The organism is Pseudoalteromonas luteoviolacea, assembly GCF_018100925.1.
GTDB lineage: Bacteria > Pseudomonadota > Gammaproteobacteria > Enterobacterales > Alteromonadaceae > Pseudoalteromonas > Pseudoalteromonas obscura.
On sequence record NZ_JAGJEH010000008.1, the window covers coordinates 112,960 to 124,879 of the forward strand.

At 42.5% G+C, this 11,920-nt stretch carries 10 protein-coding genes and 1 other RNA gene; 6 read left to right on the forward strand and 5 right to left on the reverse strand.

From position 1 onward, the window contains the following. Positions 1-26 precede the first annotated feature (26 nt). On the forward strand, positions 27-650 hold the full coding sequence (sspA, locus tag J8M00_RS17900) for a stringent starvation protein SspA (protein ID WP_023397219.1): 624 nt from the start codon (positions 27-29) through the stop codon (positions 648-650). Next, on the forward strand, positions 650-1,102 hold the full coding sequence (locus J8M00_RS17905) for a ClpXP protease specificity-enhancing factor (RefSeq protein ID WP_211011892.1): 453 nt from the start codon (positions 650-652) through the stop codon (positions 1,100-1,102). The genes sspA and J8M00_RS17905 overlap by 1 nt, the downstream gene beginning before the upstream one ends. A gap of 40 nt (positions 1,103-1,142) precedes the next feature. Here the strand turns inward: J8M00_RS17905 and dolP are convergent, their stop codons facing one another. The 4 genes from dolP to J8M00_RS17925 are packed head-to-tail and all read right to left on the reverse strand — an operon-like array spanning position 1,143 to position 4,591. After that, complete coding sequence (dolP, locus tag J8M00_RS17910) at positions 1,143-1,709, reverse strand: division/outer membrane stress-associated lipid-binding lipoprotein (protein ID WP_211011893.1); 567 nt, start codon at positions 1,707-1,709, stop codon at positions 1,143-1,145. Positions 1,710-1,711: 2 nt separating this feature from the next. Continuing rightward, complete coding sequence (locus J8M00_RS17915) at positions 1,712-2,296, reverse strand: SIS domain-containing protein (protein ID WP_211011894.1); 585 nt, start codon at positions 2,294-2,296, stop codon at positions 1,712-1,714. A 1-nt stretch (position 2,297) separates the two neighbouring features. Beyond that, positions 2,298-2,663 (reverse strand): YraN family protein, encoded by a 366-nt coding sequence (locus tag J8M00_RS17920; protein WP_211011895.1) that lies wholly within the window; start codon positions 2,661-2,663, stop codon positions 2,298-2,300. A gap of 56 nt (positions 2,664-2,719) precedes the next feature. After that, the gene (locus J8M00_RS17925; protein WP_211011896.1) at positions 2,720-4,591 is read right to left on the reverse strand and encodes a penicillin-binding protein activator; all 1,872 of its coding nucleotides are present in this window, start codon (positions 4,589-4,591) and stop codon (positions 2,720-2,722) included. 62 nt (positions 4,592-4,653) lie between these two features. On the opposite strand from J8M00_RS17925, the gene rsmI reads away from it, so the two are divergent. The 3 genes from rsmI to J8M00_RS17940 all read left to right on the forward strand — a co-directional run bounded on the left by rsmI (position 4,654) and on the right by J8M00_RS17940 (position 7,954). Continuing rightward, positions 4,654-5,517 (forward strand): 16S rRNA (cytidine(1402)-2'-O)-methyltransferase, encoded by an 864-nt coding sequence (rsmI, locus tag J8M00_RS17930; protein ID WP_211011897.1) that lies wholly within the window; start codon positions 4,654-4,656, stop codon positions 5,515-5,517. Between the two features lie 43 nt (positions 5,518-5,560). Beyond that, positions 5,561-5,921, forward strand: an RNA gene (rnpB, locus tag J8M00_RS17935) — RNase P RNA component class A. Positions 5,922-6,217: 296 nt separating this feature from the next. Continuing rightward, complete coding sequence (locus J8M00_RS17940) at positions 6,218-7,954, forward strand: alkaline phosphatase (protein ID WP_211011898.1); 1,737 nt, start codon at positions 6,218-6,220, stop codon at positions 7,952-7,954. 45 nt (positions 7,955-7,999) lie between these two features. Here the strand turns inward: J8M00_RS17940 and J8M00_RS17945 are convergent, their stop codons facing one another. Further along, positions 8,000-11,002, reverse strand: a complete 3,003-nt coding sequence (locus J8M00_RS17945) for an EAL domain-containing protein (protein WP_247687447.1) — start codon at positions 11,000-11,002, stop codon at positions 8,000-8,002. A gap of 440 nt (positions 11,003-11,442) precedes the next feature. Between J8M00_RS17945 and mraZ the strand changes: the two genes are divergently transcribed. Next, positions 11,443-11,901 carry a division/cell wall cluster transcriptional repressor MraZ gene (mraZ, locus tag J8M00_RS17950; RefSeq protein WP_023397210.1) on the forward strand — a complete coding sequence of 153 codons (459 nt, stop codon included), beginning with the start codon at positions 11,443-11,445 and terminating at the stop codon, positions 11,899-11,901. Positions 11,902-11,920 lie beyond the last annotated feature (19 nt).

Consider the following 11,920-nt stretch of genomic DNA (forward strand, 5'->3'; position numbering starts at 1 on the left):
TTTGTGATTAATTTATGGAGGTAGGCATGGCCGTAGCTGCCAATAAGCGCCCAGTTATGACTCTTTTTTCTGGTGCAAACTGTATGTATAGCCATCAGGTTCGTATCGTTTTAGCAGAAAAAGGTGTAAGTGTTGATATTCATCTGGCTGAAAAGGATAACTTGCCAGAAGCGCTACACGAAATTAACCCATATGGTACAGTTCCGACGCTGATCGATCGTGAACTTGGCTTGTATCAAGCAAATATCATTATGGAATATTTGGATGAGCGTTTCCCGCATCCACCGTTGATGCCAGTTTATCCAGTTATGCGTGGCCGCAGCCGCTTGATGATGCACCGTATCGAAAATGATTGGTACAGCCTTGCTGATAAAATTCTATCAGGAAACGATGCTGACAACGCGCGCAAAGAGTTAACTGAAGCTCTACTTGCTGTGGCACCTATCTTTGGCGAAGCACCTTACTTTATGAGTGAAGAGTTTAGCTTGGTAGACTGCTTTATGGCACCACTACTATGGCGTTTGCCTCAATTGGGTATTGAGCTTAATGGCAGTGGCGCAAGTGAATTGAAAGATTATATGCTTCGTTTGTTCGAACGTGAGTCTTTCCAGGCGTCTTTGACTGATATTGAGCGCGAGATCCGCAGCTAATGACATCAAACCGACCTTATTTACTAAGGGCGTTCTATGAGTGGATAGTGGACAACCAGTGCACACCACATATAGTAGTCAATGCCAACTATCCTCATGTTCAAGTACCAGTCCAGTTTGTACAGGATGGACAAATTGTGCTTAACGTGAGCCCTAGCGCGGCAAACAACTTCACGATGGATAACGACGCACTGAGCTTCAGTGCGCGTTTTTCTGGACAACCAATGCAGGTATATGTACCTGTTGATGCGATCCTAGCTATCTACGCGAGAGAAAACGGTGAAGGCACTATTTTCTCTGAGGCAAGTATTGAAGAGGATTACGAAGAACAAGCGTATGACTCTGATGATGACGTAGATCAAGAAGTTGAAACACAGTCTGAGGATACTGAAGAGAAACCTTCGGGCACAGACAAGCCTAAAAAAGGCGCGCATTTACGCGTTATCAAATAGAAAAAAACCTGCAGTTGCAGGTTTTTTTATATGTGGGCACTTATAAATATTCGAATGCCTTAACAACCTTTTCAACTCCGTGAATATTCCGTGCAATTTCAACAGCCTTTTCGGCTTCAGCTGGAGCGACCATTCCCATCAAAAAGACTTCAGCATTTTCGGTGACAACTTTGATATTACTACCATTGACATTGTCATCAGCAAGCAATTGTGTTTTTACTTTTGATGTCAGCCAAGTATCGTGTCCTTTTGTTGCAAGGCCGATATTGCTACCAATTCGGATCTGATTAAATAATTTTTTTACACCAATAATAGACTGTACCGCTTTGTTTGCTTCAGTACGCATTTCTACATTGGCAACTTGCCCCGTTAGTAACACAGTACCATTCACGCTCACTACATTAATGTTGGCATGTTTTGCCAGTCTTTGGATTTGTTTGAGCGCGATTGTGGCTTTAATTTCAATGCTATTGTCGTCTATTTGGGAGCCAATTGTACGTCTGTCATTGGCTGCCGATACTGCGCTTGCCGTTCCTGCAACAACAGCGGCAGCACACCCTTGAAGCAAAGACAATATCGAGATTAACAAGATGGTTCTTAACATCATAATTAGGCATCCTGTGGGAATAAAATGTTGTCGATGAGCTGACTGAGACAATGTATAGTAAACATATGAGATTCTAAAATTCGACTAGGTCGTTTGCTGGGCACTCTAATTTCTACATCATTAGGCCCCAATAACCCAGTTAGTTCACCACCATCATTGCCCGTTAATGCAATTACCTTTAGGTCTTTGGTTAAAGCTGACTCTACTGCGCTAATAACTTCTTTTTCATTACCATTGAGTGCAATAGCGAAAAGTAAATCACCTTCTTGCGCAACAGCCCTGATCTGGCGAGCATACAGCTCTGTGAGTGTATTAGTGTGCTGGCTACTCAAATTGATGTTGGATTGACTCAATGTCAATGCTGGTAAGCAAGGGCGCTCAGTTTCATAAAAGTTAATTAATAAGCTGGCAAAATGCTCCGCAAGCATATGGCTGCTAGGCTCGCCACAGCAAATCAATTTATTGCCATTAATTAAAGTCTGAGAAATGACGTAGGCAGCCGTTTCTAGTTGTTCTGGAAGTGCCTCTCCCGCTGCTATTTGCGCTTGAATGCTTTCGGTAAAGATGGCTTTGATAGATTCTTGCATATTAAAAAACGTTCTTTATCCATTGTATCGCATGTGGGGTGTTCCCCTGTATTGCAACAAAGTCTACGCGCAGCGCTATATTATGCAAGGTAAAATCTTGCATATATTGATATATACTGCGCCTTAGACGCTGTTGTTTTTGTTGTGAAAGTGTATTTATCGCACCGCCATATTTGAGACTTTTGCGATATTTAACTTCCACAAATACCCAAGTTTGGGCATCTTTCATGATTAAATCAATTTCTCCATGTCTACACAAGTAATTACGTGAAACTGGTGTTAGGCCGTGTTTTTTTAAGTAACGTTCTGCAATAGTTTCAAAGTAAAGGCCTTTCTCTCGTGTATTAGTAAAAATTCCTTTTAGCATCTTTTCTGTCCCTAATTAATTGCTCCTAGCAGCCAAGCGTACCCCAGAACTATACTTTACTCTTTTTGCATGAAAAGAGGGGTCGGCAGGCGTTCATCTAAACTCACGAGGCGAATACTATTTTTATGATATTGCCCCCAACTTAATTTTCTGTGTATTTGATTGGCTTCTTTAATGCTCAAAGAGCCAGTTAAACCATCGAATTCTTTGCCCGGTATTTTACTTAACTGCTTAAGTTCCGGAATGAGATTGAGTGCATCATGCGCCATTGCAAATAGTCGCTGCTCAATATCTGCTTGTTCTGGCCACAGGCGGGCGTAGGTATCACGCAAATTTCGTTCATTGATAGCATCGGGGAGCATCCAAGGGAGCTCGGTAAAGTATAATCCCTCTAAATCACCTTTGTCTGTTTTGTCTATTTGTTTGCTGTAACTCCGTGAGCTGGCGTAGAGCGGGATCCGCTCTGCAAAGGTACTAACGTTGACATCAAGGTAAGGCTTGATCAAGCGGGTCTCAATTGCGTCACCTAAAATATAAATCGCGTCTATATCTCGTCTAGAGCGTGTTTCACTTTCGACTTCGCTACGGAATAAGCTTTTAACTTCTTTAATCCTAGCTTGCGAGCGATCTACTTCAAGTAGCTGAGTGATCACCTCGACCATGTCTTCGCTGTTGTTGTAAAACCCAGCCTCTGGTTCTGTTTCACTGAAGTTTTGCCACTGCGAATTAAAGTGAGCAATGAGACGTTGACCAGATGGTGTATTCGGTGCGAGCAGCATAGGTTTTTGAAAACCTTTTGCTAAAAAGTGCACCATTGCTTGTTCTACTTCGTGCTCTGGGTTTAGGGCAAAATAATAGTGTTCAGTATGGATGCGCTCGGCATCTTCTGGGTCTATTTCATTCAAAAAAATAGCAGCAGATTGAGCGACAAAACTGCTAGATTTAACTTTGACGATATTGGATTTTAAAAGAGGTCCTATGATGAAGTCTGCTTGAACTTTTTGTAGTTCTCTTTCGATCAATTCAGCGCTGTCCATTTCATCAATAAAGTAAATTTCGTTTACTTGGCTTTTATCCATCGCAGCAAGGAAACCATTTTTTAATGCAGCACCTAAGCGCTCGCTACTACCTGATTGCGGTAATAAAATTGCTAGCTTAGTGGCTTGGTAGGGCGCTAAATTGATGGTCGACTTGACTTCATTGGGAATAATGAAACTGCCAGGATGATTTTTATAGCGCCTTTGCCAATTATTCATGGCTTGATGCAGTTGCACTGTGGAGCCTAAATAGACTTGATGATATTTTGCGAGCTTGACCCACCCTTGTTGAATAACCGAGCCGCGGTCGAAGCGCTCGAGCGCATAGGAGGATAACTGTTGCAACGCGGACCAAATATCATTGTCTAGTCCTGCGATGGTGAGTTTATTTTGTTGCGCGATATCTGCGCTCTTAAAGTAGTGAACGAGCGCCTTTTTGGGAAGTTTTTGAGACGCAAAAATACTGCCTGTCAGATATTGATGCCATCCTCGATGTTCTGCAAGTTTTAGTTGTGCATCGACTGATTGCAATATGGTGTGGGCACTCTCAAATTTTCCTTGTTCTTTTTGGGCAAAGGCAATATATAGCTTGTTTTGCACATGATCGACACTTGCTTTAGTCTCTAGTTCAAAACATACCTGCTCTAGCACCAACCAATTTCGTTCGATGATAGCTGCTTCTCGCGCATTATAAAGTAACTGTATTCTGCTCGCGCCTTGCTTGGAAAGGGCAAGGGTATACAATGCATTTGCATCTAGGTTTTCCTGCGGCTGTGCTTTTTGGACCTGAGATTGTGGGTTACTTACAGGTTGTTGGTTTTTGGGGGTTGTACCACACGCTGATAACCCGGACAATATAGCCACTATTAGACTTAATTTTTTCAGTTGCACGCGTATACCTTCACTCATCACCTTGTATGTGAATATCTTACTGACTGATCTTGGAGAGCTCAATGACAAAAGCCGAAACCTTAGACAAAATAGGCACCCTTTACATCGTCGCAACACCTATTGGCAATTTAGACGATATTAGTGAACGAGCGCTGAAAACCTTAGCTGACGTAGATCTGATCGCAGCAGAAGATACACGCCACACAGGCAAGCTATTGAGCCACTTTAATATTAAAGCAAAAACCTTTGCTTTGCATGATCATAATGAAAAACAAAAAGCGCAACAAATCGTAGATTGGTTGAACGAAGGAAAAGACATTGCTTTGGTGTCAGATGCTGGTACACCTTTGATCAGTGATCCAGGTTATGCGGTGGTCAATTTGTGCAGAGATGTCGGCGCAAAGGTTACACCCGTGCCCGGCGCGTGTGCCGCGATTGCCGCTGTGAGCTGTTCCGGCTTGCCGACTGACAAATTTCAATTTGTCGGTTTTACACCTGCAAAAAGTCAGGCAAGACAACAATTCTTTAACGATGCGTTTGATTCGGGTATCACTAGTATTATGTATGAAAGCACCCACCGCATCATGGCCAGTTTAGGTGACTTGGCCACCGCGCTGGGAGATCAACAGCAGGTGGTTTTTGCAAAGGAATTGACTAAAACTTACGAGACGTTTTTTAGTGGTCCAGTGTGTGAATTGATTGAGTTTTTGACTGCTGAGCCGGAGCGCCAGCGAGGAGAGCTGGTGTTAATTTTGCCTGGAAAAGGGAAGGAAACGGCTGCAATCACACCTGAAGCTCAGAAACTAATCACACTTTTAGAGACTGAAATGCCGCTAAAGAAGGCGTGTGGAGTTGCAGCAGAGTACTTCGGATTAAAGAAAAATGCACTGTATAAAGCCATCATTGCTCAAAGAGAAGAATCCTAGAAAAATCGCTGTGATTTAGCCTAGAAAAGGGTATAATACGCGCCGAGTTGGCCGGATAATCGCTGCTTGTGACGAAAATGATCAAGGGGAGGAAAGTCCGGGCTCCACAGGGCAGGGTGCCAGCTAACGGCTGGGGGGTGAAAGCCCACGACAAGTGCAGCAGAGAGAAGACCGCCAATTTCGGTTGGTAAGGGTGAAAGGGTGCGGTAAGAGCGCACCGGACCACTGGTAACAGTTGGTTGCAAGGTAAACTCCACCCGGAGCAAGACCAAATAGGGTTCCTTATGGTGTGGCCCACATCGGAACCGGGTAGGTTGCTTGAGCCTAAGAGCGATTTTAGGCCTAGACGAATGATTATCACCTCGCAAGAGGGACAGAACCCGGCTTATAGGCCAACTCACACTTTCAACTGATCGCCCATTTGTTTGCTGGGCGATCAGAACTCACCTGACTAACTTATTATGCTTTATCTAGTGATCAAACTTCACTTTCACCATGGCACGCAAGTTGAATAAGCTCCTTTTTCATATCAATCCGGTAAGCATAGTTAATAATTACCTGTGATCTATATAATTTTAGTAAATACAATAATGTAGGAATAAAAGCGTAACTTAGTTGACATGTTCCTGAAATAAAAAAGTCATTTTTAAATCGTAGACTTGCCGCTGCTCACAATCGATTACGTTTTAGGAACATAAAAATGAAAATGAAGCTTATTGCGCTCGCGGTGTCCGCAGCTGTGCTTTCTGGGTGTAATGATGATACTTCGACAGTTGAAGTCCTCAAAGAAGTTGAAGTCGTCAAAGAAGTCCCAAAAGAAGTTGAGGTGATCAAGGAAGTTGAAGTAATTAAAGAAGTACCAACAACACAACCTGAACCACCTGCGCCACCAGCACCACCAACACCAACTACCTCAGTTAAAAATGTCATCTTAATGATTGGTGATGGTATGGGACCTCAACAAGTTGGTTTATTGGAAGAGTATGCTCAACGTGCACCGAACTCTATTTACAAAGATAAAAATAATCAAACAGCGCTATCCAAATTTGCCAATGCTGGACACCTAGGTCTTTCACTTAATGCACCTCATGGCCCTTCTGGTAGTCTGGTAACTGACTCTGCGTGCTCTGCAACTCAGCTTGCAACAGGTATTGCGGCCGGATCAGAGATGATAGGCCTAGATACACAAGGCAACAAAGTTGCGACTATCCTTGAAAAAGCCAAGGCCATGGGTAAGGCAACGGGTTTAGTTTCTGATACGCGTATTACCCATGCTACTCCAGCGGCATTTGCGTCACACCAACCACATCGCTCCTATGAAGATAAAATTGCGCAAGAACTTATTTCATCAGGCAATGTGGATGTCATGCTTTCTGGCGGTGCGCGAGTTTTCCTTCCTAAAAATGTGGCAACAGATACAAAAACGCGGGATCAGTTAGCTAAGCTAGGCATGCCTGCAAGTGTGTATAAGAAGTCAAAACGCGATGATTTGAAGAACCTTGTTTTAGATGCGAAAAATGAACACGGTTATGCGCTGGCTTTCGATAAGACACAATTGAGTAAAGTAGAAGGTGATAAGCTACTTGGCTTGTTTGCAAATTCAGGCATGGACGATGGTATTGCTTATAGAAAGTGCCAGCAAGCTAATGACTGTACTCAACCATCACTGAAAGAAATGACTGTCAAAGCGCTTGATATCTTGGCTAAAGATGAAGATGGCTTTTTCTTGATGATCGAAGGTGGCCAAATTGATTGGGCTGGTCATGCAAACGACGCGGGTTGGATGCTCAACGAATTACTGAAGTTTGATGAAGCTGTAGAAGCTGTTTATGAGTGGGTCAAAGATCGTGACGATACGCTAGTCGTAGTAACAGCGGACCACGAAACGGGTAGTTTCGGCTTTAGTTATTCCGATCACAATACACCAACAGCTGTGGCTTTACCAGGTGATGGTATGGGTGACTCTCTTTATAAACCCAAGTTTAATTTTGGCGCACTGTCTTTACTTGATACTTTGTACAATCAAGAAGGGACATTTTACGACATTATGGGTGACGTAGATGGCGACTATAATTTTGCCAATAGCAGCGCTGAGCAATGGCAAACTGCCATTACTAAACACACTCCTTACACTGTAACACTGGATCAAGCGGCAACCATTCATGCCTCTCACGAGGTTAATGACGATGGTCACCCTCTGCCTCATTTTGAAGATTTCTCTGACTTTTATGTCTATGGCACAGAAGACTTTACTGGAAAGATTGCACGTGTTGTTGCAACTCAGCAAAATGTGGTTTGGGGTACTGGTACCCATACCGCTGCACCCGTACCTGTCTATGCATTTGGTCCTGAAGACGTGACCAAGCAATTCTCAACACTACAGCATCATGTTGATATCGCAACTAAGATGATGAATGCGCTGGGTGTAAATAAATAATTGATTCAATCCAAACAACCAAAGCCATCTAAATGATGGCTTTTTTTATGCGTTGCCATGTTCTAGGTAAGAAATAAATGCTTCTTTTGGTAATGGTTTACTATAAAAGTATCCTTGTCCAAAATCACAACCTGCCTGTTTGAGAAGTTCATGCTGTGTTGCTGTTTCAATACCTTCAGCTATCACTTTGAGACCCAGTTGATGCGCCATCAATATCATTGTTTCGCACAGAACTAAATCATCTTCATTGATTTCAATACCGTCGACAAAGCGTTTATCAATTTTGATAAACTCAGTATCCATTTGCTTGAGGTACGCCAATGATGAATAGCCAGTGCCAAAGTCATCTAAAGCGATAGCAAACCCTTGCTGAATGAGTTTAGTAAGGCGTTTTTGGCTTCGTCCTTCACCTTGCATCATTAAACCTTCAGTGATCTCAAGTACCATCATATCAGGCGTGAGCTGATGTTTAGTGAGTTGATTTTGCCAAGCTAGTAGCGTTGTGTGCTTAGCACTAAATTGGATAGGTGACACGTTAATACTGAGTTGTAACTGACTATTCAGGCTACGCGTCTTCTGTAGTACTTCGACAGCCTGATCGAAAGCAAACTCGCCCAATTGATGGATCAACTGGGTTTCTTCCGCTAACGGAATAAATTGATCGGGGCTTATCATCCCTTTGTTAGGATGTTGCCAGCGGATCAAAGCTTCAGCTTTGGTGATTTGGCGCGTATGCATTGAAACAATAGGTTGAAAGTGCATTTCAAACTGGTTTTGTGCTAGTGCAAAGCGCATATCTTTCAGGAGTAAAATTCGTTGTTCTGCTTTTTCTCTGAGCTCGGAGCTAAATAAGGCAAAACCGTTTCTGCCAATCTGTTTGGCTTTGTACATGGCTTGATCGGCTGCTTTCAATAATTGCTCGGTGCTTTTACCATCCTCCGGAGCGAAAGCGATACCAATACTTGCGGCGATAGGGTAGGTGTCGTTTTCTAGCGTAAAAGGAACTTTTAGTGAGTCTAAGATCTGCTCGGCTAATTCAATGGCATTTTTACGATCTGTACAATGATCGTAGATCAATACGAATTCGTCACCGCCTATGCGCGTTAGTCGTGCTGAGGATTCAGATAATTTTTTGAGGCGTTTGGCAATTTGCTTTAGCAGGATATCTCCGTAATAGTGTCCCAGCGTATCATTTATATCTTTAAAATGATCAATATCGAGCAGTAGTATTGCAAAGGTATGTTCAGGCAGTCCAAACAGAGTATTAAGCTGTTTTTTTAGGCTGGTTCGGTTAGGGAGCTCGGTGAGCTCATCAAAGTGGCTTTGTCGCCAAAGTTGTTCATCCTTTAACTTTTTATCTGTGATATCAGCAAAAATACCAACTCGGCGATAGGGTTCATCATGTTCATCGTAAACCGTATCTATGGTCAGCCACTCAGTATAAAGCTCACCATTTTTACGCTTATTGATGATTTCACCTTGCCACTTTCCTGTCTTAATAATTGATTGCCAGAGTTGCTCATAAAAGCTGGCATCGTGGCGACCTGAACTAAGAATCGAAGTTGTTTTACCAACGACCTCATGCTGTTCAAATCCAGTTACTCGAGTAAAAGCAGGGTTAATATCTAAAATATATCCTTGAGCGTCCGTGATTACCATGCATTCACTGCTGTTATTGTATGTTAATGCTGCTAAGTTAAGTGCCTCTTCTTGCTGCTTCTTCTGGCTAATGTCGCGCATGATAAGTATGGCTTCATCCTTGTGTTCGATACGTTGTATACGGATCTCAAAAACTGTATTTTGGCCATGTTCTTTGTGAGCATACTCAAAATAGGTACTAGCTTGGTTTTCAAGCATTGCCATAGCGGCTTTAATGCGAATATTGATATGAGTGGGAAAGATTTCTTGAATGTATTGTTTATTGTTGACTCTATCACCATGTTTATCCAAGATCTTTGCCGCTTTGTTTAATCTGAGATAGTTATCAGGAAGGGCTTTTATCAAGGTATTAAGTTCGGCATTCTTATTCTGTGCAATGGTTTCAGCTTGCAGCCGCACAGCAGCCATTCGTTCAAAGTGTGCCGCAAGCTCAGCCAGCTCTTTGGGCATATCGGTGTGCTCAATTTTATGCTCTTTCCCGTGTGCCAATGCACCTATCGCCCGACTAAAGTTATTTAAAGGTGTTAACAAGGAGCGATTGAGTTGCGCACGGCCAGTCCAGAAAAGCACCAGTATTGTAAGTAAAAACAATGCTGTTACGAGCATAAATTGACTGTTTACTTCATGCAGTGCGTCATCAAATGGAAAATCAAAATATATACTTAGCTCAGATTGGGGGGCTTGTAGCGGTAACTTAAAATAAACGTGATGAAGTCCTTTATTATCTTTGACTGTTTTAGTTACATAAGCTTGAAGGTCACTAGGCCAATCGTCGCTTACTGAGCGGCCAAGTGTTTTTTTCGAATACGGGTATTCGGCCACTATCTGTGCGTAGTTGTCTGCAACCATAACACGAGTGCCGATTGGCAGGGGAAGATGAGAAAGTGATTCACTCCAATTTGTTAGTCTGCGCACGGCAAAAATTACCATCTTTAACTGACTTTGTTGATAGACAGGTTGAGCAAAATTGAGAGTTTCAGTATAGACACTCCGATCGTTTTGGTATTCACCGATGCTAAATGTTCCGGTTCTGATGGCCTGCAAGAAATAGGCTCTATCGGCAATGCTAATGGGAGCTTTGAGTGGGTGTAATGAACAAAAAACATGTCCAGTGGGGGTTGCTAAGCCAAAATTTGCAAACTCTTTATTAATGATCAACGCATGTTTTAGTAACTTTGGACAGCCTTGTTGTTGCGTATCTAACAGTGTCGCATCTTTGGCTAAATTATAGAGCAAATGCTGCGTGTCAGTAATGTCTACCCGTTGCAAGGTGGCGATCTGGTTAGCAAAAAATAGCGCATCTTGCTCTTTGCTATGCAAAATATCCGAGCGCTGTTCAACCAAAAGTGCTAATACCGCTAAAAAGCCTGGTATGGACAGCAGTAACATTAGTCTAAAAAAGCGCTGTTTTATTGATGAATAAAGAATAGTGAGATCTCAATTTGTAAATACATGTATATGATAACCGCGAGTTTGTAAATCGCCAAACACAAGCACTACTTATCTAATTCAGGAGCTGATTTTTATCGGATAGTTGTGTGTGAAGGACATACTAGGTAGTGATATTTTTCATTCATTAAAACCGGTTTTTCGCAAAATTTATTATTAATTTGCGCTTTATTTTCTTCTATTCCCACTTTTTACCACACTTATCATAAACTTCGTTGAAAGCCTGATTTTTTCTGGATTTTGGCTTGCTTTAAGACGCCCTGATAGCTTGACAAAATGGCTTGTCAAGCCCTAGACTTGTCAACTGTGGTAGAATGTGGGTTAAAGTGGATCAATTTGGATCAAAATGTACATTTCTTAGTGAACAGGGCAACAGCAAGATGTTTCGCGGCGCGAACTTAATTAGCCTGGATGATAAAGGGCGATTCTCGATACCGACTAAGTATCGCGATACCTTGCTGTCTGAAGAAATGGGCACAGTCATTTGTACCATTGCGATTAATGAACCTTGCCTATGGGTGTATCCCTTATCTGAGTGGCAGGATATTGAAGCGCGTTTACAAAAGTTATCGAATACAAATCCAAGAGTCAGGCGGTGGCAAAGAATGCTTTTAGGGCATGCTACTGAGTATCAATTGGATAAGAATGGCCGCATTTTATTAGCTCCTGCCCTGCGCAGTTATGCCAATTTGGGGAAGAAGTTAATGCTTGTCGGTTTGTTAAATAAGTTTGAGATCTGGGATGAAGCACGTTGGAATGAACAAATGCGTCTCGATACAGAGATCGAGCGCAGTGGTGACGTGGAAGAAAGTTCAGATCTTGATGGTTTTTCTTTATAGAGTACAGGTGTAGCTCACA

Bases quoted from the DNA above. Each gene is read 5' to 3' on its own strand.
- sspA (WP_023397219.1), top strand. From the start codon at position 27: ATGGCCGTAGCTGCCAATAAGCGCCCAGTTATGACTCTTTTTTCTGGT.
- J8M00_RS17905 (WP_211011892.1), top strand. From the start codon at position 650: ATGACATCAAACCGACCTTATTTACTAAGGGCGTTCTATGAGTGGATA.
- dolP (WP_211011893.1), bottom strand. From the start codon at position 1,709: ATGATGTTAAGAACCATCTTGTTAATCTCGATATTGTCTTTGCTTCAA.
- J8M00_RS17915 (WP_211011894.1), bottom strand. From the start codon at position 2,296: ATGCAAGAATCTATCAAAGCCATCTTTACCGAAAGCATTCAAGCGCAA.
- J8M00_RS17920 (WP_211011895.1), bottom strand. From the start codon at position 2,663: ATGCTAAAAGGAATTTTTACTAATACACGAGAGAAAGGCCTTTACTTT.
- rsmI (WP_211011897.1), top strand. From the start codon at position 4,654: ATGACAAAAGCCGAAACCTTAGACAAAATAGGCACCCTTTACATCGTC.
- J8M00_RS17940 (WP_211011898.1), top strand. From the start codon at position 6,218: ATGAAAATGAAGCTTATTGCGCTCGCGGTGTCCGCAGCTGTGCTTTCT.
- J8M00_RS17945 (WP_247687447.1), bottom strand. From the start codon at position 11,002: ATGTTACTGCTGTCCATACCAGGCTTTTTAGCGGTATTAGCACTTTTG.
- mraZ (WP_023397210.1), top strand. From the start codon at position 11,443: ATGTTTCGCGGCGCGAACTTAATTAGCCTGGATGATAAAGGGCGATTC.